The 24,560-nt window shown below is 65.7% G+C and carries 25 protein-coding genes and 1 riboswitch; of the genes, 17 read left to right on the top strand and 8 right to left on the bottom strand.

Annotation, left to right across the window (positions count from 1 at the left end; genetic code table 11):
* Positions 1–5 precede the first annotated feature (5 nt).
* The gene (locus IEX33_RS04065) at positions 6–1,109 is read left to right on the top strand and encodes a PLP-dependent cysteine synthase family protein (RefSeq protein WP_188727840.1); all 1,104 of its coding nucleotides are present in this window, start codon (positions 6–8) and stop codon (positions 1,107–1,109) included.
* Here the strand turns inward: IEX33_RS04065 and IEX33_RS04060 are convergent.
* Positions 1,106–1,762, bottom strand: a complete 657-nt coding sequence (locus IEX33_RS04060) for an MBL fold metallo-hydrolase (protein ID WP_104184938.1) — start codon at positions 1,760–1,762, stop codon at positions 1,106–1,108. The genes IEX33_RS04065 and IEX33_RS04060 overlap by 4 nt on opposite strands.
* Before the next feature lie 94 nt (positions 1,763–1,856).
* On the opposite strand from IEX33_RS04060, the gene IEX33_RS04055 reads away from it, so the two are divergent.
* Positions 1,857–2,321: a Fur family transcriptional regulator gene (locus IEX33_RS04055; RefSeq protein WP_308421953.1), complete on the top strand. Its 465-nt coding sequence runs from the start codon at positions 1,857–1,859 to the stop codon at positions 2,319–2,321.
* Here IEX33_RS04055 and IEX33_RS04050 read toward each other — a convergent pair.
* The 5 genes from IEX33_RS04050 to IEX33_RS04030 all read right to left on the bottom strand — a co-directional run bounded on the left by IEX33_RS04050 (position 2,318) and on the right by IEX33_RS04030 (position 7,604).
* Positions 2,318–3,196, bottom strand: coding sequence for a metal ABC transporter permease (locus IEX33_RS04050; protein ID WP_188727838.1), 879 nt, complete (start codon positions 3,194–3,196; stop codon positions 2,318–2,320). The genes IEX33_RS04055 and IEX33_RS04050 overlap by 4 nt on opposite strands.
* Positions 3,196–4,011: a metal ABC transporter ATP-binding protein gene (locus tag IEX33_RS04045; protein WP_188727836.1), complete on the bottom strand. Its 816-nt coding sequence runs from the start codon at positions 4,009–4,011 to the stop codon at positions 3,196–3,198. The genes IEX33_RS04050 and IEX33_RS04045 overlap by 1 nt, the downstream gene beginning before the upstream one ends.
* Entirely contained in the window at positions 4,008–4,997 is a 990-nt protein-coding gene (locus IEX33_RS04040) for a metal ABC transporter solute-binding protein, Zn/Mn family (protein WP_188727834.1), read from the bottom strand. Before IEX33_RS04040 ends, IEX33_RS04045 begins: the two co-directional genes overlap by 4 nt.
* A 133-nt stretch (positions 4,998–5,130) precedes the next feature.
* Positions 5,131–6,201, bottom strand: coding sequence for a hemolysin family protein (locus tag IEX33_RS04035; protein WP_104184943.1), 1,071 nt, complete (start codon positions 6,199–6,201; stop codon positions 5,131–5,133).
* On the bottom strand, positions 6,198–7,604 hold the full coding sequence (locus tag IEX33_RS04030) for a hemolysin family protein (RefSeq protein WP_229675215.1): 1,407 nt from the start codon (positions 7,602–7,604) through the stop codon (positions 6,198–6,200). Before IEX33_RS04030 ends, IEX33_RS04035 begins: the two co-directional genes overlap by 4 nt.
* Before the next feature lie 552 nt (positions 7,605–8,156).
* Here IEX33_RS04030 and IEX33_RS04025 point away from each other — a divergent pair.
* The 5 genes from IEX33_RS04025 (at position 8,157) to IEX33_RS19515 (ending at position 14,450) form a co-directional block, all read left to right on the top strand.
* Positions 8,157–11,939, top strand: coding sequence for a multifunctional oxoglutarate decarboxylase/oxoglutarate dehydrogenase thiamine pyrophosphate-binding subunit/dihydrolipoyllysine-residue succinyltransferase subunit (locus IEX33_RS04025; protein ID WP_188727832.1), 3,783 nt, complete (start codon positions 8,157–8,159; stop codon positions 11,937–11,939).
* Positions 11,940–12,129: 190 nt separating this feature from the next.
* Positions 12,130–12,729 carry a GDSL-type esterase/lipase family protein gene (locus IEX33_RS04020; protein ID WP_104184945.1) on the top strand — a complete coding sequence of 200 codons (600 nt, stop codon included), beginning with the start codon at positions 12,130–12,132 and terminating at the stop codon, positions 12,727–12,729.
* Positions 12,730–12,813: 84 nt separating this feature from the next.
* The gene (locus tag IEX33_RS04015; RefSeq protein WP_188727829.1) at positions 12,814–13,641 is read left to right on the top strand and encodes a DUF4097 family beta strand repeat-containing protein; all 828 of its coding nucleotides are present in this window, start codon (positions 12,814–12,816) and stop codon (positions 13,639–13,641) included.
* A complete protein-coding gene (locus tag IEX33_RS04010) occupies positions 13,641–14,252 on the top strand; it encodes a PadR family transcriptional regulator (protein WP_188727827.1) in 612 nt (203 codons plus the stop codon). The genes IEX33_RS04015 and IEX33_RS04010 overlap by 1 nt, the downstream gene beginning before the upstream one ends.
* 123 nt (positions 14,253–14,375) lie before the next feature.
* Entirely contained in the window at positions 14,376–14,450 is a 75-nt protein-coding gene (locus IEX33_RS19515) for a 50S ribosomal protein bL37 (RefSeq protein WP_369299106.1), read from the top strand.
* Positions 14,451–14,538: 88 nt separating this feature from the next.
* Here the strand turns inward: IEX33_RS19515 and rsrA are convergent, their stop codons facing one another.
* Positions 14,539–14,799, bottom strand: a complete 261-nt coding sequence (gene rsrA / locus IEX33_RS04005) for a mycothiol system anti-sigma-R factor (protein ID WP_104184948.1) — start codon at positions 14,797–14,799, stop codon at positions 14,539–14,541.
* Positions 14,796–15,560 carry a sigma-70 family RNA polymerase sigma factor gene (locus tag IEX33_RS04000; RefSeq protein ID WP_188727825.1) on the bottom strand — a complete coding sequence of 255 codons (765 nt, stop codon included), beginning with the start codon at positions 15,558–15,560 and terminating at the stop codon, positions 14,796–14,798. Before IEX33_RS04000 ends, rsrA begins: the two co-directional genes overlap by 4 nt.
* Positions 15,561–15,904: 344 nt before the next feature.
* Between IEX33_RS04000 and IEX33_RS03995 the strand changes: the two genes are divergently transcribed.
* The 10 genes from IEX33_RS03995 (at position 15,905) to IEX33_RS03950 (ending at position 24,477) form a co-directional block, all read left to right on the top strand.
* Positions 15,905–16,453 carry a DoxX family protein gene (locus tag IEX33_RS03995; RefSeq protein WP_188727823.1) on the top strand — a complete coding sequence of 183 codons (549 nt, stop codon included), beginning with the start codon at positions 15,905–15,907 and terminating at the stop codon, positions 16,451–16,453.
* A 6-nt stretch (positions 16,454–16,459) separates the two neighbouring features.
* Positions 16,460–17,848 (top strand): 3-phosphoshikimate 1-carboxyvinyltransferase, encoded by a 1,389-nt coding sequence (gene aroA / locus IEX33_RS03990; protein WP_188727821.1) that lies wholly within the window; start codon positions 16,460–16,462, stop codon positions 17,846–17,848.
* Positions 17,832–18,947, top strand: a complete 1,116-nt coding sequence (gene rsgA, locus IEX33_RS03985; protein WP_188727820.1) for a ribosome small subunit-dependent GTPase A — start codon at positions 17,832–17,834, stop codon at positions 18,945–18,947. Before aroA ends, rsgA begins: the two co-directional genes overlap by 17 nt.
* Before the next feature lie 47 nt (positions 18,948–18,994).
* A complete protein-coding gene (gene hisN, locus IEX33_RS03980; RefSeq protein WP_066277197.1) occupies positions 18,995–19,807 on the top strand; it encodes a histidinol-phosphatase in 813 nt (270 codons plus the stop codon).
* A gap of 159 nt (positions 19,808–19,966) precedes the next feature.
* A riboswitch (SAM riboswitch) is annotated at positions 19,967–20,080 on the top strand.
* Between the two features lie 103 nt (positions 20,081–20,183).
* The gene (locus tag IEX33_RS03975) at positions 20,184–21,572 is read left to right on the top strand and encodes an aminotransferase class V-fold PLP-dependent enzyme (RefSeq protein ID WP_377090026.1); all 1,389 of its coding nucleotides are present in this window, start codon (positions 20,184–20,186) and stop codon (positions 21,570–21,572) included.
* Between the two features lie 92 nt (positions 21,573–21,664).
* Positions 21,665–22,423, top strand: a complete 759-nt coding sequence (locus tag IEX33_RS03970) for a class I SAM-dependent methyltransferase (protein ID WP_188727816.1) — start codon at positions 21,665–21,667, stop codon at positions 22,421–22,423.
* 49 nt (positions 22,424–22,472) lie between these two features.
* Positions 22,473–23,213, top strand: a complete 741-nt coding sequence (locus IEX33_RS03965; RefSeq protein ID WP_188727814.1) for a metal-dependent transcriptional regulator — start codon at positions 22,473–22,475, stop codon at positions 23,211–23,213.
* The gene (locus IEX33_RS03960; protein WP_188727812.1) at positions 23,210–23,638 is read left to right on the top strand and encodes a fluoride efflux transporter FluC; all 429 of its coding nucleotides are present in this window, start codon (positions 23,210–23,212) and stop codon (positions 23,636–23,638) included. Before IEX33_RS03965 ends, IEX33_RS03960 begins: the two co-directional genes overlap by 4 nt.
* Positions 23,635–24,054, top strand: a complete 420-nt coding sequence (locus IEX33_RS03955) for a fluoride efflux transporter FluC (protein WP_188727810.1) — start codon at positions 23,635–23,637, stop codon at positions 24,052–24,054. Before IEX33_RS03960 ends, IEX33_RS03955 begins: the two co-directional genes overlap by 4 nt.
* Positions 24,055–24,108: 54 nt before the next feature.
* Positions 24,109–24,477 (top strand): hypothetical protein, encoded by a 369-nt coding sequence (locus IEX33_RS03950; RefSeq protein WP_188727808.1) that lies wholly within the window; start codon positions 24,109–24,111, stop codon positions 24,475–24,477.
* The last annotated feature ends 83 nt before the right edge of the window (positions 24,478–24,560 follow it).

The raw sequence follows: 24,560 nt of genomic DNA, 5'->3' as shown, positions 1-24,560 counted from the left end.
GTGCGGTGAAGATCGAGCGAAGCGCCAGCCGGTACACCGCGGACCGGGACTGGGCGGACCAGGCAATCCGCAAGATCAGGGCAGAAAACAACCGCTCCGCCGACACCCATCTCTACGCTGTTCCCCTTCCGGAGCACTGGGGCGTCCACCTCTACCTCAAGGACGAGTCCACGCACCGCTCCGGCAGCCTCAAGCACCGGCTGGCCCGCTCCCTGTTTCTCTTCGGGCTGGTGAACGGCTGGATCCGGGAGGACACCACCATCGTGGAGGCTTCCAGCGGCAGCACGGCTGTGTCCGAGGCATATTTCGCGCAGCTCCTGGGACTGCCCTTTGTTGCCGTGATGGCACGCACCACCAGTCCCGAGAAGATCGCGTTGATCGAGCAGTTCGGCGGGTCCTGCCTGCTGGTGGAGCACGCGTCCGAGGTGTACGCGGCCGCACAGGAGGTCGCGGAGACCTGCAACGGCCACTACATGGACCAGTTCACCTACGCCGAGCGGGCAACTGACTGGCGGGGAAACAACAACATTGCAGAATCCATCTTTGGCCAGCTCGCGCTGGAGGAACACCCTGTACCCCAGTGGATCGTGGTGGGAGCCGGCACCGGCGGAACCAGTGCCACCATCGGCAGGTACCTCCGCTACCACAGCTACCCAACACAACTGCTGGTGGTGGATCCGGAAAATTCGGCGTTCTACCCGGGCTGGCGGGGCACGTCCGGCGCACCGGCAGGCCTGCCGTCCCGGATCGAGGGAATCGGGCGGCCGCGGATGGAACCCAGCTTCGTGCCGTCAGTGATCGACCGCATGGTGCAGGTGCCGGACGCCGCGTCAGTGGCCGCGATGCGCCACCTCCACGGCATTGCGGGACTCCACGCCGGCCCCTCCACCGGGACCAACCTTTGGGGTGTGTGGCAGCTGGTGGCAGAGATGGTGGCGACGGGCCGCTCAGGCAGCATCGTTTCGCTGATGTGCGACGGCGGTGAACGCTATGCGGGCAACTACTACAACCAGGACTGGCTGGCCGCCCAGGGACTGGACCCGGCGCCGTACGAAGCGGTCCTCCGGCAATTCATGGACACGGGCACCTGGACCGGAGACCCGGCCTAGACCTCCACAGACTCCCGGGCCGCCAGGTGCGTGTATTCGGTGCCGTACTTGGCACCGATCCGCTGGACATGGCCTTCCACAACCTTCAGGCCGTTCTCGTTGAGCAGCCCGTCGTGGATCTGGAATGCGCGCGGCGCCCTGACGCCGATCACGAAGTCCAGCACCTCGGCTGCCTTGCTCCACGGCGCGTGGAGGGGAACCAGCAGCGTCTTGACGCTGATGCCGTCCGGGATCACAAAGGAGTCCCCCGGATGGTAGACATTGTCGTCAATCAGGTAGCCGATGTTGGCCACGATGGGGATCTGCGGGTGGATCAGGGCATGCTGGCCGCCGAAGCTGCGGATGGTGAAACCGGCCGCCTGGAAGGTGGAGCCCGGGTTCACGGCGTGAATGCGCGCGGCTTCGCCGGTGGCCTTGTCCTGCAGCTGGCCGGTAACACGCGCAGGGGCGAAGACTGCCAGTCCGGCGTTTGCGCGCAAAGCGTCCACCACGGCCGGAACGTCAATGTGGTCGGCGTGCTCGTGCGTTACCAGGACCGCTTCCGCGGACTGCAGGGCCTCAGCCGATTCCGAAAAGTTGCCCGGATCCAGGACCAGGACCCTGCCGTCTTTTTCCAGCCGGACACAGGAATGCGTGTACTTCGTCAGCTTCATAGCGCCAGCCTAGGGTCCGCCCCGGGACCATGTCCACGAAGCTCCGGCTGGTAATCTGGATCTTTGCCACCATCCTGAGGAAGCGAGTCCACCCATGCCCGTCGGCGCCAAGGCTGATTCCACCACGTCGTCCCCGGCGATGGGCGGCGGCAAGGAGCAGCGCGTCACGAAGCAGCGCAGGGCCGTCAGCGCGGCGCTGGATGAACTGGACGATTTCGTCAGCACCCAGGAGCTCTACCGGATCCTCCAGAACCAGGGCGTTTCGGTCTCACTGGCAACCGCCTACCGGATTCTCCAGTCGCTCGCGGACGAGGGCCTGGTGGACGTACTGCGCAACGGCGACGGCGAGGCCGTGTACCGCCGCTGCGCCGTTACAGGACACCACCATCACCTGCTGTGCCGGAACTGCGGCAAGGCAGTGGAAGTGGAGGCTCCGGCGGTGGAGACCTGGGCGGCGCGCACAGCCGCAGAGCACGGGTTCACAGAGGTGGCGCACACCGTGGAGATCTTCGGCCTGTGTCCGGACTGCACGGCGCGCAAGGCCGCCGGCAGCCTCTAAGCCGTTCCCGCCAGGACCCGCCCGTTGATTCCCTTCCGGGCCCGCACCGACCCAACCACCCGGCACACCACGTAGATCAGGAAGGACAGCGTGGTGACATAGGGGCTGATGGGAATGCGTCCTCCCAGCGCCAGCAGGATCCCGCCAACGGTGGCGGTCATCGCAAAGGCCACGCTGAGGAGCACCAAGGCAACCGGCGAGGACGTCACCCGGAGCGCGGCCGCGGCAGGCGTGATCAGCAGGGCCAGGACCAGGAGGGCTCCCACCACCTGGATGGACAGGGCCACGCTGACGCCCAGCAGGACCATAAAGACGATGGCAAGCGTCCGCACGGGAACCCCGCGGGCCTCGGCAAGTTCAGGATCCACGCTGGCGAAATTCAGGGGCCGCCAGATGGCCACCAGGGCCACCATCACCACCACGGCCGTTCCGGCAAGCGCCTGCAGCTGGACCGTGTCCACGGAGACGATCTGTCCTGTGAGCAGGCCGAACTTGTTGGCGGCCCGGCCTTCGTACAGGGACAGGAACAGGATGCCCAGCCCCAGACCGAATGGCATGATGACGCCGATGATCGAGTTTTTGTCCCTGGCCCGGACACCCATCAGGCCCAGCAGCAGCGCCGCGGTGACGGACCCGATCAGCGATCCAAACACGATGTCGGCGCCGATGAGCAGCGCAAAGGCAGCCCCGGCGAAGGAGAGTTCGGAGATGCCGTGCACCGCAAACGCCAGGTCGCGCTTCATCACGAAGGTCCCCACCAGGCCGCCCAGGAGGCCCAGGACGGCACCGGCCCAGATGGAGTTCTGCACCAGCACCAGGAGTTCGCCGTAGTTTTCGAAGCTGAAGATCGCGCCGAGAATGCTGTCCGCGTCCATCAGGCTGCCTCTCCGGCCAGCACATGCGTTGGGGCATGGTGGTGGGTGGTGGCATCCGGCAGGCCCACCACCACGATGCGCCCGTTGGCGTGGATCACCTCAACGTGGCTTCCGTAAAGGTCGGAAAGGACCTCGGTGGTCATGACCTCTTCGGGCGTACCCACCTTGAAGCGGCCGCCGGCGAGGTACAGCACCCGGTCCACGTAGTCGATGATGGGGTTGATTTCGTGCGTCACGAAAACCACGGCACTGTTCTGCTCACGGCACTGTTTGTTGATCAGGGCGCTGACCGCCTGCTGGTGGTGGAGGTCCAGGGAGAGCAGGGGTTCATCGCACAGAAGGATCTGGGGATCGGTGGCAAGGGCCTGCGCAACCCGCAGCCGCTGCTGTTCGCCGCCGGACAGCTGACCCACCGGAACTTTCGCGTATTCCGTGGCCCCAACAAGTTCAAGGAGCTGGTCGATTTTGCGGTTGGCCTTGCCCGGGGACAGACGCAGGCCCCACCGGTGGCCGTCAACGCCCAGGCCAACGAGGTCCCGGGCCCGCATGGGGGTGTCCGGGGCGAACGATTTCTGCTGGGGTATGTAGCCGATGAGGCTGCTGCCCCGTTCCACCGGGCGGCTGCCAAGCATGGCCTGCCCCCGGTGAAGGTCCTGGAGCCCCAGCAGGACCTTCAGGAAACTGGTCTTGCCGCTTCCGTTGGGACCCAGTACGGCGAAGAACTCGCCAGGCATGATGTCCAGGTCCAGATCCTCCCAGAGCGCCCGCTTGCCGAACTTCAGGGAAGCTCCGGTGAGGCTGACCACGGGTTTCAACTATTTGTCTCCAGAACGTTGGTGATGTTGTCCACATTGTCCGTCATCCACTGGAGGTACGTCTTGCCCTCCGGCAGTGTTTCACTGAAGTCAACCACCGGAACCCCCGCAGTTTCTGCCGCCTTCTTCAGCGACTCCGTCTGCGGGCCTTCGGTCTGGCTGTTGTAGGCGAGCAGGCGCACCGACTTCGAGGCCACAAGGTCCGTGGCGGCCTTGAGCACTGCCGGCGGGACGTCCGAGCCCTCTTCAATCGCAGCAGTGTAGTCCTCGGGCGTGGTGTTCACCAGCCCGGCATCCGCCAGGAGGTATACCGGCACCGGCTCAGTTACGGCCACCTGGGCACCCGCCGAAGCAGCCTTCAGTGCGTCCAGCTTTCCGTGCAGTTCTTCTATGCCGGCTTTAAAAGCGGCGGCGTTGGACTGGAATGTCGAGGCAGAGGCGGGCTCGAGTTCGGCCAGCTTGGCGGCGATCTCATCGGCCAGCTGTTCCATCGCGGGGAGGCTGTACCAGACGTGCTCGTTCACTTCGCCGTGGTCGTGGTCAGATTCGTCTTCTGCCGCGGGTTCCGTCGCCGGGACGTCCGCGGTGGCTTCCTCTTCCTCAGGGTGCGCCAGGCCGGAAAGTTCGACGGCGTTGAGCACCTTCGCGTCGTCAAGGCCGCTGTCCTCCGCCAGGGTGTGGATGAAGTCGTCGTAGCCGCCGCCGTTTTCCAGGACGAGGTCGGCTTTCGAGACCGCAAGCCGGTCCTGGGCGGTGGCTTCGTAGGAATGCGGGTCCTGGCTGGTCTTGGTGATGATGGCGGTCACGCTGACCTTGTCGCCGCCAATCGTTTTGGCGATGTCACCATAGACGTCCGTTGAGGCCACGATGTTGATTCCGTCGGCGGCGTCCGGAGCGGGTTCCGTCTGCGGGCTGCACGCGGTTAGGAGCAGGCCGAGCCCGGCAAGGGCAGCGAGGGACGATCGGGCAGCGGCGGGACGGCGCACGGAAACCTCATTCAGTGGGGAGGGGCGAAAACAACCCTCCCAGCTTATACCTAAATGGGAATGATTCCTATTTAGAAAAGAAGGGTGCCATGGCAACGGTGCCCTCCGCCCACCGGAGAAGGGCACCGTTCCGCTATCCCCCGTTGGGCTGCCCCAGCCGCCGGATGCCGGTGGCCTGGGTTGCATCCCGGATCTCGCCGACGAGCTGCTCGATCACGTCTTCCAGGAACAGGACGCCCTTAGTGTTGCCATCGGGTCCGATCACCCGTGCAAGGTGGGATCCGGTGCGCTGCATAACGGACATTGCCTTCTCGATCTCATCGTCCAGCGCCAGGTTGGCCAGGGAGCGGATGCGGCTCTCGGCGATGGGCCGCTCATAGGCCTGCTCGGGGATGGACAGTACATCCTTAACGTGGAGGTAGCCGTACAGCATGTCGTCCTCGTCAAGCATGGGGAACCGGGAAAATCCGGTGCGGCTCACGGCCTTCTCGAACTCCACGGGGGTGGTGGCGGCCCGGAGCATGACCAGCTTCTCCAGGGGAACCATGATGTCCGCGGCTGTGTATTCGGAGAACTCCAGCGCGCCGGTGATGAGCCCGGCGTCGTCATCGACCAGCCCGTGTCGGGTGGACTCCTGAACAATGGACTGCACTTCCTCCAGTGTGAAGGAGGAGTTCACCTCATCCTTGGGCTCGATCCGAAGGAGCTTGAGGATGTGGTTGGCCGACCAGTTGAGGACCGAAATGACGGGGTGGACCAGCCGCGCAACGAACATCAGCGGCGGGGCAAGCAGGAGCGCCGCCTTGTCAGCCACGCTGACCGAGATGTTCTTTGGCACCATTTCCCCGAAGGTCACATGCAGGAACGTCACCAGCATCAGCGCCACCGCGAACGCAGCCACATCGGCAACTTCCTTCGGCAGGCCGAGCGTCTCGAGCGGTACGGCGAGGAGATGGTGGATGGCCGGTTCGGCCACCAGCAGGATCAGGAGGGAGCAGACGGTGATGCCAAGCTGGGCGCACGCCAGCATCAGCGACACGTTTTCCATGGCGCGGAGGGTGGTCTGCGCCCGCTTGGACCCGGCTTCGGCCAGCGGTTCGATCTGGCTGCGCCGTGCGGACATGACTGCGAATTCAGCGGCCACAAAAAAGGCGTTGCCGAGCAGCAGGACAGCCAGCCAGAAGATTCCGGCCCAGTCGCTCATCGTTCAGCCCCGTCGTCGCGTTGGTTCCTGCCGTTACGTGTGGACTTGTCGTCTTGCCTGGAATGGCCGTCCCGCTGGGAGCTGTCCGCCCGGTCGTTGTCGTCGGAGTCGGCAGCCGGCCGGAAGCAGATCCGGTCAATGCGGCGCCCGTCCATCCTGGTGACGCTCAGCGTGCCGCCGCCAACGGAGACAGTATCCCCAACGACGGCGATCCGGCCCAGCTTGCTCATGACGTATCCGCCCACCGTTTCGTAGGCTGCTTCGTCAGGGACGCTCAGCCGGGGAATCTGCTCGGACAGCTCGTCCGGGCGGAGCAGGCCAGGGAAGTACCAGTCCCCGGAGGCACTCTGCAGGAGTCCAGGGCGGACCTTGTCATGCTCGTCGGCCACCTCTCCCACGATTTCCTCCACCAGGTCCTCGAGCGTGGCGATGCCGGCGGTTCCGCCGTACTCGTCAAGGACGACGGCGAGCTGGAGGTTTCCTTCGCGGAGTTCCGCAAGCAGGGCGTCGAGGTGGATGGTCTCGGGGACCCTCAGCACCTCCGTCATGATGGCACCGGCTTCCAGGTTTTGGCGGCGGTCCCACGGCACAGCCACAGCCTTCTTAACGTGGACCAGCCCCCGGATGTCATCGGCGGAATCGCCAATCACCGGGAACCGCGAGTATCCGGTCCGGCGTGCAGCACTGAGGACATCCGACACGGGCTGGTCGGCATCGATCGTTTCCACGCGGATGCGGGGCGTCATCACGTCGGCCGCTGTCCGGGTGGAGAAGTTCAGGGTACGCGCCACGAAGTTGGCAGTGCCGGCGTCGAGCGTTCCCATGGCCGCGGACCGGCGCACCAGCGATGCGAGTTCCGCCGGTGTCCTGGCCCCGGAAATTTCTTCCTTCGCCTCCAGGCCGAAGACGTTCAGCACCTTGTTGGAGAACCCGTTGAGCAGCACGATGGCCGGTTTGAAGACAGCCGTGAATATCAGCTGGGGCCGGGCGAGCGCCCGCCCCACCGGGAAGGACAGCGCGATGGCCATGTTCTTGGGCACCAGTTCGCCCAGGAGCATCGAGAGCAGGGTGGCGAGCACCATGGCCAGGACCAGGGAGACCGAAGCGACGGCGACGTCGGGAAGTCCGACGGCGGCCAGGGGGGCTTCCAGGAGGCGGCCCACCGAGGGCTCCATCACGTAGCCGGTCAGGAGCGTTGTCAGAGTGATGCCCAGCTGGCAGCTGGACAGCTGCGTGGACAGCGATTTCAGGCAGGTGAGCAAAGGGACAGCGCCGGCGTCGCCGTCGTCAATGGCACGTTGGACGGTGGGCTGGTCCAGGGCAATAAGGGAGAATTCGACGGCCACGAAGAATCCCGTGCCGGCGATCAGCAGCAGGCCTGCTGCAAGGAGAAGCCATTCCATTCAGCATCCCGCCTGGAAGGCGGTGCTGAATGGCATGGCAAAGGAAGGGGAAATGCGGAGACTGGGCGGTCTTCCCGGCGGAGGGTGGTCGGCGGAAACCGGCGCCCGTTCCCCGGGGGCTCTGGACGGCTGTGCTGCCGGCGGATGATGGGCTCGTGTTCGGGGTTTGCCGGCTCTGCGGGTGGACTGCGCGGCGCTGCTCTTCATGCCCCGCTGACAGCCCCCAGGCCGGCACCTAGATTTACTGTCCATAAGAGCTTCAGTCTACAGGAGGCACCTGCGCCCGCTTCACCCGCGCTGCCGCCCGCCGGGCGCTTCGCGGGCGGCCTCTCCGGCGCCCCGCAACACACCGTTGATGACGCAGTTTCCCGCCATATTCCGCGATCCCCGCGTCACTTCATGATTTGGGTCACCCTTATTGGCAGTTAAGACACGATGCTCACTAGACTTGCAAAGGTCTGGGTTCAGAGGACGCAGAAATCGGTTCGAACGTGTTGCTGAAGCACCGTGGGGCCGGGGAGAAATCAAACTCATGGAAGAGGCGTATTTCAAGTGCCAGAGCAGCCTAGCCACCGTCTACCAGAGGAATTTGGCGGAAACGAGTGGCTCGTTGACGAACTGTACGAGCAGTACCAGCAGGACAAGAACGCCGTGGATGCCAAGTGGTGGCCGCTGTTTGAATCGTTCGGGTCGGGCAGTTCTTCTTCCAATGGAAATTCGGCCCACCCCGCTACCCGGGAAATGCCGTCAGTAAATGCAGCCCCGGCACCGTCGCCGGCAGCAGCACCAGCCGTCCCGCCGGTGCCGTCCGCACCTCCGGCGTCCGCGCCCGCAGCGGCAAAGAAGGCCCCCGCCACGGTTGCCCGCGACGGCGGCAAGAAGACGGAGGCCGGAACCGGCTCCCAGCCCATCCCGGCGCAGCTGCCCAAGAACGTCAAGGCACCCACCGCTCCTGAGGAAGACGTCGTCTCCGTCCTCCGCGGACCGGCAAAGGCAATCGCCACCAACATGGTCACCAGCCTCCAGGTGCCCACGGCCACCAGCGTCCGCGCCATCCCGGCCAAGCTGCTGATCGACAACCGCGTGGTCATCAACTCGAACCTGGCCCGCGCCCGCGGCGGCAAGGTTTCCTTCACGCACCTCATCGGCTACGCCGTGATCCGCGCTCTCTCCCAGTTCCCTTCCATGAACGTGTACTACGACGAAGTGGACGGCAAGCCCGTTGCCGTCCAGCCGGCCCACGTCAACTTCGGCATTGCCATCGACATGCCGAAGCCGGACGGCACCCGCCTGCTCATGGTGCCGAACATCAAGAAGGCCGAAACCCTCAACTTCTCCGAGTTCTGGCACACCTACGAGGACCTGATCAAGCGCGCCCGCAACGGCAAGCTGACGGCTGAGGACCACCAGGGCACCACCGTGTCGCTGACCAACCCCGGCGGCATCGGCACCGTCCACTCGGTGCCCCGCCTGTCCAAGGGCCAGGCTGCCATCATCGGCGTCGGCGCCCTCGACTACCCCGCGGAGTTCCAGGGCGCCAGCGAAAAGATCATCGCCCAGAACGCGATCAGCAAGGTCCTCACCCTGACCTCCACCTACGATCACCGCGTGATCCAGGGTGCCGGCAGCGGCGAGTTCCTCAAGCTTGTGCACCAGCTGCTGCTGGGTGCGCAGAACTTCTACGACGAGATCTTCGAGTCCCTCCGCATCCCGTACGAGCCCGTGCGCTGGAGCGCCGACAAGCAGGTTGATCCGGCAGACCAGATTAACAAGGTGGCGCGGATCCAGCAGCTGATCCACTCCTACCGGGTCCGCGGCCACCTGATGGCCGACACCGATCCCCTTGAATACGTCCAGCGCAAGCACCCGGACCTCGACATCCTGACTTACGGCCTGACGCTGTGGGACCTGGACCGCGAATGGCCCACCGGCGGCTTCGGCGGCAAGCCCATGCTCAAGTTCCGCGACATCCTGGGCGTCCTGCGCGATGCCTACTGCCGCACCACCGGCATCGAATACATGCACATCCAGGAACCGGAAGAGCGCAAGTGGTTCCAGGACCAGCTGGAACACCCCTACTCCAAGCCCAGCCGTGAAGAGCAGCTCCGCATCGTCTCCAAGCTGAACGCCGCCGAGGCCTTCGAGACCTTCCTGCAGACCAAGTTCGTCGGCCAGAAACGCTTCTCCCTGGAGGGCGGAGAATCCCTGATTCCGCTGCTTGACGCCATCATGTCCGACGCCGCCGACGACGGCCTGGACGAAGTAGCCATCGGCATGGCCCACCGCGGCCGCCTGAACGTGCTCACCAATATCGCCGGCAAGACCTACGCCCAGGTCTTCCGCGAGTTCGAAGGCACCCAGGACCCGCGCTCCGTGCAGGGCTCCGGTGACGTCAAGTACCACCTGGGCACCGAGGGGACCTTCACCTCGGACAACGGCAAGGAAACCAAGGTCTACCTCGCCGCCAACCCCTCCCACCTCGAAGCAGTGGATCCCGTCCTCGAGGGCATTGTCCGCGCCAAGCAGGACCGGCTGGACCAGGGCGAATCCTTCCCTGTCCTGCCCATTATGGTCCATGGCGATGCCGCCTTTGCAGGCCAGGGCGTGGTTGCGGAAACGCTCAACCTGTCCCAGCTCCGCGGCTACCGCACCGGCGGAACCATCCACGTGGTTGTCAACAACCAGGTGGGTTTCACCACGGCCCCGTCATCATCCCGCTCGTCCACATACTCCACGGACGTCGCCAAGATGATCCAGGCCCCTGTGTTCCACGTGAACGGCGACGATCCCGAGGCAGTGGTCCGCATCGGGCAGCTCGCCTACGAGTTCCGCCAGCGGTTCCACAAGGACGTCGTCATCGACATGGTCTGCTACCGCCGCCGCGGGCACAACGAGGGCGACGACCCCTCGATGACCCAGCCGCTGATGTACAACCTCATTGAGGCCAAGCGCTCCGTCCGCAAGCTCTACACCGAGTCCCTGATCGGCCGTGGCGACATCACCGAGGAAGAAGCCGAACAGCTGCTCCGCGACTACCAGGAGCGTCTGGAACGCGTCTTCGCCGAAACCCACGCGGCCCAGACGTCCCCGATCCCGATCGTCACGGCAGACACTGCCGCCGTCTCGGACATCGAGCGTCCCATCTCCCAGCAGTCCGACTCCGGTACCACCGCGCCGGTTTCGACGGCCATTTCCGCAGACACCCTGGCGCGGATCGGCAAGGCCCACGTGGAAATCCCGGAGGGCTTCACGGTCCACGCGAAGCTCAAGCAGCTGCTCGAGAAGCGCGAGCAGATGTCCCGCGAGGGCGGCATCGACTGGGGCTTCGGGGAAATCGCAGCCTTCGGTTCACTGATCATGGAAGGGGTCCCCGTACGCCTGGCCGGACAGGACTCCCGCCGCGGCACCTTCGTGCAGCGGCACGCCGTGTTCCACGACCGCGCCAACGGCAAGGAATGGCTGCCCCTCGGCAACCTTTCCGACGACCAGGCGAAGCTGTGGATCTACGACTCCCTGCTTTCGGAATACGCGGCCATGGGCTTCGAGTACGGCTACTCTGTTGAGCGGCCGGATGCGCTGGTCCTGTGGGAGGCGCAGTTCGGCGACTTCGTCAACGGTGCACAGACCATCATCGACGAGTTCATCTCCTCCGCGGAGCAGAAGTGGGGACAGCGGTCCTCGCTGGTCCTGATGCTGCCCCACGGCTACGAGGGCCAGGGTCCGGACCACTCCTCCGCAAGGATCGAGCGGTTCCTGCAGCTGTGCGCCGAAGAGAACATGATCGTGGCCAACCCCACCACCGCGGCCTCGCACTTCCACCTGCTGCGCCGCCAGGCCTACAATCGGCCACGGAAGCCGCTGATCATCTTCACGCCCAAGCAGCTGCTGCGCCTCAAGGCTGCCGCATCAACGGTGGAGGATTTCACCACCGGCACGTTCCGCCCCGTCATCGGCGAACACGAGCAGCTGGCGGGAGAAGCCGTCGAACGCGTCCTCCTGGTCTCCGGCCGCCTGTACTACGATCTCCTGTCCACCCGGCAGAAGACGGACGACAAGACCACCGCAATCATCCGCGTGGAGCAGCTCTACCCGCTGCCGCACGAGGAAATCGCACAGGAACTCGCCAAGTACCCGAACGCAGAAGTTGTGTGGGCGCAGGATGAGCCCGCCAACCAGGGGCCGTGGCCGTTTATTGGCCTGAACCTGCCAAGCGCCCTGGAGCGCACCGTCCGGCTGGTTTCACGGCCGGCGTCGGCGTCCACTGCCGCCGGGTCCATGAAACGGCACGCCGCGGAACAGGATGTCCTCCTGAAGCAGGCATTTGCACGGAAGTAAGCACTAAGGCTGCCCGGCCGGACGTCGAAATCCCAGACTCCGGCCGGGCGGTTCTGTTTAATGGAGTCCACAGCGCTGATGGAAATACACAGCACTGGATGAAAAGCCCCAATCGCATGCACAGCCCAACCCCGTGGCCGGAACCAGGTCCACGGTGGCGGCGGCAAGGCACCGACGTAAAGAGGAACGCGTGGAAGACAGGAAGCTGCGGATTGCAGCTGTAGGAGATGAACTGCTGGCCGGACTGGGTGACCCCCGGGCCCTCGGCTGGCTGGGCCGCGTATTGGCCCGCACTCCCCGGGACAGCATGCTCCTCGAAAGCTACGCCCTCCCCTGCCCGGAGGAAGGAACGGAAGGCCTCGCCGCGCGCTGGCTGGACGAGGCCGGCCGGCGCTTCAGCGATAAAGCAGAGAACCGTCTGGTGATCGGGCTCTCCGGACGCGACATACAGTTCGGGCTCTCCACTGCCCGCAGCCGGCTCAACCTGGCCAACATCCTGGATTCGGCGTCCCAGAACCGCATCGAGGTCTTCGTCGTGGGCCCGCCGCCCACCCTGGACCCCGCGCAGAACAGGCGCCTTGACGAACTCAACACCGCCTTCGCCGATGTCACTACCCGGCGCAAGCACCTGTATGTGGACACCTTCTCCCCGCTCCTGAACCACGAACAGTGGCGCCAGGATCTGGCGGCCCAGGGCGGCACGCCCGGCCAGGCCGGCTACGGGCTGATGGCGTGGCTGGTGCTGCACCGTGGCTGGTTCCAGTGGCTCGGCCTCGACGCTCCGGAGTAATGCAGGTTCGCGATATATCTTGACCTGCCCCCACGGCAGGGGTACGTTGGGGAAGGTCAACACGATATATCGCCTGGAGGGCCCGTGACCGATCAAGAATGGACTGTCACCAGTCCGGAGACCATCGACGTCGACGGCGTGACGTCACTGAAACTTGGCATGGTGCAGGGACGCTTCGACGTCGTCACGCACCAGGAACCCGTCACCCGGGTAGAGATCTCGGATGTGCACGGCGACCCGGTGGCTGTCTCCCTGAGCGGCGGAAGGCTGGAGGTCCGCCACCAACTGCACGGCCCCCAGGGCTGGTTCAAGAACCTCATGGGAACGGTCAACCACAACAGCGAAAACTCGGCCGTCATCAGCATTGCCGTACCCGCCCACGTCACCGTGGAGGCCGGCACCGTTAGCGGCGATGGGCTGGTATCCGGCGTAGCCGCGAACACCCGCCTCAGCACCGTCTCCGGTTCGGTCATGGCGGACAGCACAACCGGGGAACTGCACGTCCAGACTGTCAGCGGAGAAGTTTCCATCCGTAACCACACCGGGGTCCTGACAGCCAAGAGCGTCTCCGGTGAAGTGACGGCATCCGGCCGCCTCACCAACATCAGGGCGAACACGGTCAGCGGGCACATGAGTTTTGACCTCCTGGGCTTCACCCATGATTTCGGGGCAAACTCGGTCTCGGGAGACCTCACCATCCGGCTGCCCCACGATGTAGGCGTGGATATCATCGCCAAGTCCGCCAGCGGTGCGGTGGTGATCGGGGACCAGCGGTACACGGTGGTGGGGGGCAAGGTGGAGACGATTGCGGGCCCTGACGGCCAGCTGATGCTGGTGCGGACCAACTCAGTGTCCGGAAAGACCTCCATCTTCCACAGGACCGTGGCAGGAAACGCAGAAGCAGGAACCTGATGGCACCGGTCTTTGCCCACGGCGCGCTCCGGCTGTACCTTCTGGCGCTTCTTGAGTCCGGGCCCAAACACGGCTATGAGCTCATCAAGGCGCTCAAGGAGCGGTTCGGCGGAACATACTCCCCCAGCGCCGGCACCATCTACCCGCGGCTGGGCAAACTCGAGGAGGAAGGCCTGGTGGCCACCGAATCCGCCGGCCGCCGCACGAATTACCACATCACCGCCGCCGGGCTGGCCGAGCTCAACCGCCGCCGTGACGAGCTGGCAGGCGTGGAGAGCGACATTTCAGCCTCTGTCCGGCGGCTGGCTGACAACCTGCGCGAGGACATCCGCAGCAACATGAGGGGGCTGCGTGCGGATCTTGCCGCGACTGCGGAGGCAGCCCGTGCCAGCGCACTGTCCACCGACTTCAGGGTCCCCGGACGGCTGCCGGCCGAAAGCCAGCGGTCCCTCAAGGAAGCCGAAATGATGCTTCAGCAGTTCCGGGACGACCTTAGGGCGGAGCTGCGGCTGCATGCCGGCAGGCAACCGCTCAGTCCCGTGGCACTGGAAACGCTGAGGACCGTGCTGGGACAGGCCGGCATTTCCATCCGCAACTCGCTGAACTCCTAGCCCCCAGACGCCCCACCGCCGTCAATGCGGAGGTCATCCGGCTGTTCCTGGTTCGCGGGCCGCCCCGTGATGTGGGAGACTTGAGGGCAGCTCTTTTGAGTACCAACAGTAAGGAGGCCAGCTATGAGCAAGCGTGCACGCAAGCGTCGTGACCGTAAGCGTGGCGGCGCGAACCACGGGAAGCGCCCCAACACCTAGGCACATGCCAGGAACTACGGTTCAAACAAAGGACCCCGGAAGCCACGTGGCTTCCGGGGTCCTTTGTTGTCAGCTGGGCGGGGCGGTCCTAGGCGTCCACCGGCCGGATGGTATGGATCCGGTCAAGAATGGCGTTCTTCAGGTTCTCCGGAGCAGCTTCGGTGCAGGAGCGTTTAACCATGTTGCGGATCACGCACTCAAGGTCGTACTGCTCCGTGCATTCCGGGCAGTCATCAAGGTGGTTCTTGATCTCCGTAATGTCCTCGCGGGTCAGGGCACCGTCGAGGTACTCGTAGATGCGTTGCATCCGGCTGTCGTCGCAGTCGCCCAATCCCTGGCAGTCGCTCATTTCCTGCTCTCCTGTTGTGTGCTTCCTGCCGCGTCCTGTGAAGTAGCGGCCGTCTTAAACCCGCGCTCCGCGGCGTACTCCCCCAGCATGTCCCGCAGCATCCTCCGGCCGCGGTGGAGCCGGGACATCACCGTGCCGATGGGCGTGTTCATGATTTCTGAGATTTCCTTGTAGGCGAACCCCTCCACATCCGCGAAGTAGACCGCAAGGCGGAATTCCTCGGGGATGTCCTGGAGCGCCCTTTTGACGTCGGAATCCGGAAGGTGGTCCAACGCCTCTGCCTCGGCGGAACGGAGTCCGCTGGAGGTGTGTGACTCGGCCCGTGCCAACTGCCAGTCCTCGATGGTGTCCGAGTTGGACTGGAGCGGCTCACGCTGCCGCTTTCGGTACAGATTGATGTAGGTATTCGTCAGGATGCGGTACAGCCAGGCCTTGAGGTTGGTCCCGGGCCGGTACTGGTGGAAAGCAGAAAAGGCCTTGGTGTAGGCCTCCTGGACAAGGTCCTCGGCGTCAGACGGGTTCCTCGCCATGCGCATGGCAGCCGAGTACAGCTGATCGACGTACTGCATCGCATCGCGTTCGAACCTCAGGCGGCGCTGTTCCACCGACTCGGTGGAAACATCCACCAGGTCCCCGCCGGTTTCGGCAGGCGCCGGGACCACAGCCGAGTCGGCAGCCTCAGGCCCTGCTGCTGCGCTGCTCTTCGCTTCACTGTCGGAAGCCTCATACATGGCCGCGACGGCCGGATCCAGGGTGCTCATTGCCTTCAAGTCTACTGGGAGGCTGCGCGCGCGCGGCGAGCCATAACTCAGCGGTTCAGCCTCGAATGAGTCCATCACCACCGGGCCTGCTGTTTCAATTCCGTCCAACACCCGCGCCAAGGGCACAACTCCGCTCTGCTTGTCCATCCCTGCATCTGGATATCTGCATCCGGCGATCTGTGCCTGCAGGCCGGCCCATGCTGTAGCCCATGGTTTCCCTGCGGCAGAGCATTCCCGGATGCGTCATGAATAACCTCATGCCTTCGGCAAATATTCCCCAAAAGTGCAAGACTAGAACGGACTCCGCCGCTTTCGATGCGGTTCGTCCATCCAGGAGGAAATCCATGTCCTTTTTCCGCACGCTCGCCCGCCCCATGCTGGCCTCCAGTTTCGTCATTGCCGGAGTGGATAAGCTCAAGAATGCCGATGACACCGCGCAGCAGCTTTCGCCGCTGCTTCGCAAAGCTGCCGCGTCCCTGCCCTTCAAGTCGGACGAGAAAACCCTGGCCCGCGTTATCGGCGGAACGCAGGTGGGAGCCGGCGTTCTTTTCGGACTGGGCAAATTCTCCAGGCTCTCGGCCACGCTGCTCACGGTGATCTCCCTGCTGAACACCTTTGTTGAGTGGCGCAGTGCGGACATCAGCACCAAGGAAGGGCGGGAAAGCCGCCGTAACCAGCTTCTCAAGAACCTGTCCCTGAGCGGCGGCGCCCTGCTGGCGTCCGTTGACACAGCCGGCAAGCCGGGCCTGGCCTGGCGGGCGGAACACCTGGCCGCGGATGCACGCAGGAACGCCTCGCACCTGGCGGCCGACGCCCGGAAGACCACCAACAAGAAGCTCCACAAGGCGGACAAGGTTGTGCGGCGCGCTGTGGAACAGGCCACGGGGGCCTAACAACGCATGACCGCAGCAGCCGCCGTCCGGGATGACTCCGGAACGCCCCTTCCCCACTGGCCCGCGCCCTTCGCGTCCCGGCCCGTCGATGCCACCGTCACCGTGCCCGGTTCCAAGTCCCTGACCAACAGGTACCTGGTTCTTGCCGCCTTGGCCGACGCGCCGTCCCGCCTGCGGGCACCCCTGCATTCGAGGGACTCAGCGCTCATGATCGAGGCGCTCCGGCAGTTGGGCGCCACCATCACGGAGGTACCCGGGGACGGTGCCTTCGGTCCCGACCTGGAAGTGGTTCCGCTGGACCCGGATGCTGCGTCACCCCTCACAAGGATCGACTGCGGGCTCGCGGGTACGGTCATGCGGTTCGTTCCGCCGCTGGCCGCGCTGCGGAACGGCGAAAGCGTGTTCGACGGCGACCCCCATGCCCGCAAACGGCCGATGGGAACCATCATCGAGGCGCTCACTGCGCTGGGAGTGGCCGTTTCCGCAGAAGGGGGCGGGACGCCGTCGTCACTGCCGTTCGTTGTGGAGGGCACAGGTGAGGTCCGCGGTGGCCACCTGGTCATCGATGCCAGCGCGTCGTCCCAGTTCGTTTCGGCGCTGCTCCTGGTGGGCGCAAGGTTCACCGAAGGCCTGCACCTTGAACACGTGGGCAAGCCGGTGCCGAGCCTCGACCACATCAACATGACCGTGGCAGTCCTTCGCGGCGCCGGGGTTGCCGTTGATGACTCGGTGCCCAACCACTGGGTGGTCAGCCCCGGCCCCATCCGCGCCTTCGACCAGCGGATCGAGCAGGACCTTTCCAACGCCGGCCCCTTCCTCGCCGCCGCGCTGGCCTCCCGCGGAACGGTGCGGATCCCCGGCTGGCCGGACGAAACGCAGCAGGTCGGTGACCTCTGGCGCAGCATCCTGTCCACGATGGGCGCCGAGGTAACACTCGACGACGGCGTCCTCACGGTCACCGGCGGACCCCACATCAAGGGCGGAGATTTCGCCGACACGAGCGAACTCGCGCCCACCGTGGCCGCCCTGTGTGCATTGGCTACCGGCCCCTCCCGGCTTACCGGCATCGCGCACCTGCGGGGCCACGAGACGGACCGGCTCGCCGCCCTGGTCACGGAGATCAACCGCCTTGGCGGCGACGCTGAAGAAACCAGCGACGGCCTGGTGATCCGTCCCGCACAGCTGCATGCCGGCGTCGTGCACAGCTATGCCGACCACCGCATGGCCACCGCGGGAGCCATCCTTGGCCTCGCCGTGGAGGGCGTCCAGGTGGAGGACATCGGCACCACCGCCAAGACCATGCCGGATTTCCCCCGGCTGTGGGCAGACATGCTGGCGCAGAATGGCCCGGCCGAAACGGCGTCGGAGGGTTTCAGCGGTGGCGCGGAGCACTGATTCCTGGGATGAATCGGACGTCCGGATCCGGCCCAGCAAGAAGGGCTCCCGGCCCCGCACCAAGGACAGGCCAAGCCACGATGACGCCGTCACGGGTCGCATCATCACCGTTGACCGGGGCCGGTACACCGCAGTGGTGGAAGAAGACTCCGGCAATGAGCGGGTAGTCATTGCCGCCCGGGCCAGGGAACTCCGCCGGAACCCGGTGGTCGCAGGAGACTTTGTCTCCCTGGTCGGCGACGTCTCCGGGGAGCCGGACACCCTGGCACGGCTGGTGAAGATCCAGGACCGCAAGACCCTGCTGCGGCGCAGCGCGGACGACACGGACCCTGTGGAACGGGCAGTGGTGGCCAATGCCGACCAGCTGGTGATCGTGGTGGCAGCAGCGAACCCCGAGCCGCGGACCGGCTTCATCGACCGTGCCCTGGTGGCCGCCTACGACGCCAGCATCGAGCCGATCCTGCTGGTCACCAAAGCGGACGTCAAGGATCCGGCGGAACTGCTGTCCAACTACACGCATCTGGACTTTCCCGTAATCATCAGCCGGACGGCCGATTCAGCGGCCTCGGGCATTGACGCCCGTTCCGACGACGGCCTGTCCGCCCGGCTGGACAGCTCGGCCGTCGCCGAGATGCGGGGCTACCTGGACGGCAAGGTCACCGTGATGCTGGGACACTCAGGCGTTGGAAAGTCAACGATGGTCAATGCGCTGACCGGGGCGGAACGGGCCACCGGCGGAGTGAACGCCGTGACGGGCCGCGGCCGGCACACGTCGTCGTCGGCCCTTGCGCTGAAGCTGGCGGATGCGCCGTCCGGAAGCTGGATCATCGACACCCCCGGCATCCGCTCGTTTGGCCTGGCGCACGTGGACCCGGACCGCATCCTCCGCTCGTTCCCGGACCTCTCCCCCGGCATCGACGACTGCGAGCGAGGGTGCAAGCACACTGCCACCGCGGTGAACTGCGGACTGGACGCATGGGTGGGCGCGGGACACGCCGGCCCCACCGGAGCAGCAAGGCTTGGCTCCCTTCGGCGCCTCCTCGGCACGGACCCGCGGATGGAAGCCCAGGAGGCAAAGGAACTGGGCAGCGTCACCTGACGGGCCCGCTTCCCGGCAGAACGGCGCGCAGACGGTAGTTTGGAACCATGATCCAACCCGCTTCGAGCTACAACGATGACCTGCGCCTGGCCCACGTCCTGGCCGATTCCGTGGATGACCAGACCATGAGCCGCTTCAAGGCCCAGGACCTCCACATTGAGACCAAGCCGGACCTGACGCCCGTCACCGATGCGGACAAGGCAGCTGAGGAAGCCATCCGCGGCCAGCTCTCCCGGTCCCGTCCACGCGATGCCGTACTCGGCGAGGAGTTCGGCAGCACGGGCCACGGGTCGCGGCGGTGGATTATCGACCCCATTGACGGCACCAAGAACTTCGTCCGAGGCGTCCCTGTCTGGGCCACCCTGATCGCGTTGGTGGATGAAGGCGAGCCGGTGGTGGGCGTGGTCAGCGCTCCCGCCCTGGGCAAGCGCTGGTGGGCTGCCAAGGGCATGGGAGCCTACATGGGGCGTTCCCTTGCCGCGGCCACCCGCCTCCGGGTGTCCAATGTCTCCAGCCTGTCCGATGCTTCCCTTTCCTATTCGAGCCTTGGCGGCTGGAAGGAACGCGGAAACCTTAATGAATTCCTGGGCCTTACCGAGGACGTATGGCGGACCCGGGCGTTTGGTGACTTCTGGTCCTACTGCATGGTGGCCGAAGGTTCGGTGGACATCGCCTGCGAGCCTGAACTGAACCTCTACGACATGGCCGCACTGGTGCCCATCGTGGTGGAGGCTGGTGGCCGCTTCACCTCGCTGGAGGGCGAGGACGGTCCGTTCGGCGGGAACGCCCTGGCCACCAATTCCATCCTGCACTCCGAGGTGCTGCGCCGGCTGAACCCGAACCTGGACGACCTCCTCTAGTCCCGGCAGCACGAATAATCAACGGCGGGCGCCCCCGACAGGAGGCGTCCGCCGTCGTGTTCTTCGGTTCAGGCGCCCCTTTTCAAACGTTCGTAACAAAGCCCTTAACATTTCCGCGGGCTTTTAACCTTCGCTGCCCATGTTCTACGCTCTTAACCAGGTCACGAGTGCCAGCGCAAAACCCCGGTTTGCTGGCCGGCAACCCTCCATTCGCGGTGGGGTGCCCCGGGTGACGACCAGGCCGGTCCGGAAGGGATGCGGCAAGCGCGGATTCCTGCATGGAGTCCTGTTGTGAAGTGAGGTCTCTGTGACAACTGCCACCGTCTCCCCCGAAGCCGTCTCCCCCCAAGCCGCTGTCCAGCACCAGGCAGCTGCCCTGCCGGGTTCGCCTTCGCTCTTTGACCAGCACCGCACCGCCGCCGGCCGTCCGCTAGCAGCAGTCAGCGGCGCCGAAATCCAGGCCCCGCTGATCCACGGCGGCCACGTCCGGTACGCCAACCTGGACTATGGCGCATCGGCCCCCGCCCTCTCGGTGGTGTCGGCCTACCTCAACGAGATCCTGCCCTTCTACGCCAGCGTCCACCGCGGTGCCGGCTACGCCTCCCAGATCAGCACCTCGGTCTATGAGAACGCCCGCGCCATCGTCCGCGACTTCGTGGGCGGCCGCCCGGACGATTCGGTGATCTTTACCCGGAACACCACTGACTCCCTCAACCTGCTGGCGGGCTGCCTGCCCGTCACCGACGGACGGCCCGACGGCGACGTCCTGTACCTCGACATTGAGCACCACGCCAACCTCCTGCCGTGGCAGGGTGTCCCCCACCGCAGCATCGTGGCAGCGGACACCATCGCGGAAACCATTGACGCCGTCCGTGCGGAACTGCGGCAGGGCGGCGTCAGCCTGCTCGCCGTGACCGGAGCTTCCAACGTCACGGGCGAAATCCTTCCCATCCGTGCCCTTGCCGCGCTGGCGCACGAGCACGGGGCACGGATCGCAGTGGATGCGGCCCAGCTGGCCCCACACCGGCGGATCGACATCACCGCGGACGACGTCGACTACATCGCCTTCTCGGGCCACAAGCTCTACGCACCTTTTGGTGCCGGCGTGCTGGTGGGCCGCCCGGACTGGCTCGATGCCGGAACACCGCACCTTGCCGGCGGCGGCGCCGTCAGGGAAGCCAGGCTCGACGGCGTCAGCTGGGCAACCGGCCCGGCCCGCCACGAGGGCGGATCACCGAACGTGCTGGGTGCGGCAACCCTGGCCCGCGCCACGCAGGTCATCGCGGAACTGGACCAGGACCGCTGGCATGCCCACGAATCAGCCATCCGCTCCTTCCTGGTGGAAGGCCTGCAGGAGATCGACGGTGTCACCGTCCACCAGATCTTCAAGGACACGAACCCGGACACCGACACCATCGGCGTGGTCAACTTCTCCGTGGAAGGCTACGACGCCGGCCTGGTGGCCGCCTACCTCTCGGCAGAACATGGAGTGGGCCTGCGCGACGGCCGCTTCTGCGCGCACCCGCTGCTGAAGCGGCTGGGCCTTCCTTCCGGTTCACTTCGGGCCAGCTTCGGCGTCGGCTCAAGGCTGGAGGATGCCGAGCGGCTGCTGGCAGGCATCCGGGACCTGCGGACCAAGGGCCTTGGCTGGGACTATGTGGTGGACGCTGGCCGCTGGGTTCCCGCCAATGACAACCGCACGTACCCCCACTGGGCACCCAACACCCCGGGAACGGCCGGCGCCGCGCCCTGCATCGACGACTGACCCACGGCTGGCCTGCCGGCCGGCGCCCTGCCGTTGCGGCTGATGCGGTAAATTCGGAGAACACCAAAGGAACCGGATGAAGGAGGCCGCGCGTGGCACGGGGTGGCCCACGGCTGGATCACGGCCGGCGCCGGGAGCTCGGCCAGAGCTTCCAGGACGGCGGCAGGCACTACCAGCAGGTGAGGCCAGGCTATCCCGCTGAATCAGCGCGCTGGCTGGTGCCTCCAGGGGCACGCGATGTGCTCGACGTGGGTGCCGGTACCGGGAAATTCACCCACCTGCTGCTGGACCTCGGCCTGTCCGTCACGGCCGTGGACCCGTCAGCGGACATGCTCGGGCAGCTGGCTGAGCACTGCCCCGCCGCCACGGCTGTCCTTGGCACCGCAGAGGCTACCGGGCTGCCTGAGGCGGCTTTCGACGTCGTCACCGTAGCGCAGGCGTGGCACTGGTGCGATGCCCTGAGGGCCAGCACGGAACTGGCCCGCGTCCTCCGCCCCCAAGGAACGCTGGGACTGGTCTGGAACCAGCTGGACACGTCCGTCCCCTGGGTTCACCGGCTCTCCAGGATCATGCATGCCGGGGATGTCTACAAACCCGGCATCCGCCCGCTCATAGGACCCGAGTTCGAGGCGCTGGAGGACCACCTCACGCGCTGGCAGGACTCCGTGACAACCGCAGACCTGATGGAGCTGACAAAATCCCGGAGCTACTACCTGCGCGCCGGCGAGGCCACCCGGGCGAAAGTGCTGGCCAACCTGGACTGGTACCTTCACGACCATTTGGGCCACGGGCCGGACGAGGAATTGAAACTGCCGTACCTGACGCTCGCATGGCGGGCTGTCCGGGCATGAGCGCCCTCCCGTCTACGTGCGGCCAAGGGCAGCCGGTAGGCTGGATCCTGTGAAGACCAGCGCTCCCTCCTCCTCCATAGAGGACTACGTCAAGGTCATCTACTCCTTCACTGAGTGGCAGGACAAACCCATCACCTCCTCCCAGCTGGCACAACGCCTGGGTGTGGCCAACTCCTCCGTTTCGGAGATGGTCCGGAAGCTGAAGGACCAGGGCCTGGTGGACCACAAGCCGTACAGTGCCATCAGGCTCACGGAGTCCGGCCTGCAGCTTGCCCTCGCCATGGTGCGGCGCCACCGCCTGATAGAGACCTACCTCGTCCAGCAGTTGGGGTACAGCTGGGACGAGGTCCACGACGAAGCCGAGCTTCTGGAGCACGCCGTCTCGGACACGTTCATAGAACGCGTTGCGGCGAAACTGGGTAACCCGCAGCGGGATCCGCACGGCGATCCGATCCCCACGGCGGACGGCCAGGTCTTTATGCCCCGAGCGCACCTCATGGGAGAGCTGGACCAGGGCCACACGGGCCGCATCACCCGGATCAGCGATGACAACCCGGACCTGCTCCGCTACCTTGCGGCCGAGGAGATAGACCTCGACGCCGAAGTGGAGGTGGTGGGCCGCAGGCCGTTCGGAGGCGCCCTGGTGGTGCGTGTCCGGGACTCAGGCCGGACGCGCGACTACGACCTGGCCGATGAGATCACGTCGGCGCTGTGGGTCCACAGCGACCGCCCCCACCCAGGCTGCCTTCTCGCGGACGCCGGTTTTCCCCCCAGCTCGTCCGGGGCATGAGCGGGCCGAAGACATCGTGGGCGCCCAGGGCAGGCGCCTGGCTGGCCGTTGCCGCAGGGGGCCTGGCGGGGACAGAACTCCGGTACGTCCTGGGGCTGGCCTTTCCGGAGCTCCCCGGATCCTTTCCCTGGACCACCCTTAGCATCAACGTGGCGGGCAGCTTTGTCCTGGCCGCCCTGACCACCGTCTGGATGGCCCGCCCGCGCACGCCCTTCTGGGTGCGGGCAGGGCTGGGGCCGGGTCTTCTGGGGTCCTTCACCACGTTCTCCGCTGTGGTCTTTTCCCTGGACCAGCTGGTGCGGGAGGGGCAGCACGGAGTGTGGACTGCGTACCTCGGGCTGTCCGTGGTGCTGGGGCTGGCTGCGGCGGGCCTTGGATGGCGGACCGGAAAACTTGTTGGCCGCCGGTCCGGGAGCGGTCAATGATTGCCGCGGTTTTGGTGGGGATTTACGGGGTGGCAGGCGCCCTCCTCCGCTTCGGCATTGACAGCTGGTTCGCCCATCACAGCTCCCGGCAGACTGTGCGTGCCGGCGGCCATGGGGCCGGGACCTCCGTGAGGCTGCACTGGCCCTGGGCCACACTGCTGGTGAACGTGGCGGGGTGCTTCATAATCGGCGCTGCGCACGGTCTAAGTGCGGGACTGGGGCTGGGCGCGGAGTGGCAGGCGGGGCTGGCGACAGGCTTAGCCGGCGGGCTCACCACCTTCAGCTCCTGGACGACGGCCACGGTGCGGCTGCTGAGCGAGGAACGCCTCGGGTCGGCTGCGGTGAACGTTGCCGCCAACCTGGTCCTGGGCCTGGCTGCGGCGGCGGCGGGGATCGCCCTGGTATCTACGGTATAGGAAGCGCGGCCCCCGGGGGCCCTGATTTGGTGGGCTCCCGTATCGTGGATGGTGATGATTAGCAGACGCGACGCGGCCATTGCCCTTGACGTACCGATGGAGATGGCACAGCGCCACGGCCTTCCAAAATGGCTGACCGAGGCCCAGCTGGGCGAGATCCTGGACAACCCTCCGCCCTGGCTGGTCCAGTCCCGTGCCAACCGCACGGGCAAGCGCCCGGTCTGGGTACACCTCGAATGCGCGGTCTGCGGCTACGAGGAGGCGGCCCGCCCCAAGAAGTGGTGGCCCGACTTTACCTACGTGATCTGCGGCCACCACCGCCCGGACGAGGTGCCGGCGGTCCGCCCGGGGTTCGTCCGCAGCGAGTTCGACGGCGTGGGGACACGTCTTGTGGGCATCGCAGACGTGCCTGTTCCGGACTGATTCCGTGCCATTCCAGACCATTACATTCGGGACTGAATAGGCGTAACTTACGAAGAGGGACGCAGCCCGTCCCCTGCTGTAAG

Origin of the sequence: Pseudarthrobacter scleromae, from assembly GCF_014644515.1 — a bacterium.
Taxonomy (GTDB): domain Bacteria; phylum Actinomycetota; class Actinomycetes; order Actinomycetales; family Micrococcaceae; genus Arthrobacter; species Arthrobacter scleromae.
The sequence above is the reverse complement of the archived record's forward strand: the minus strand, read 5'-3'. Positions and strand labels throughout refer to the sequence as shown.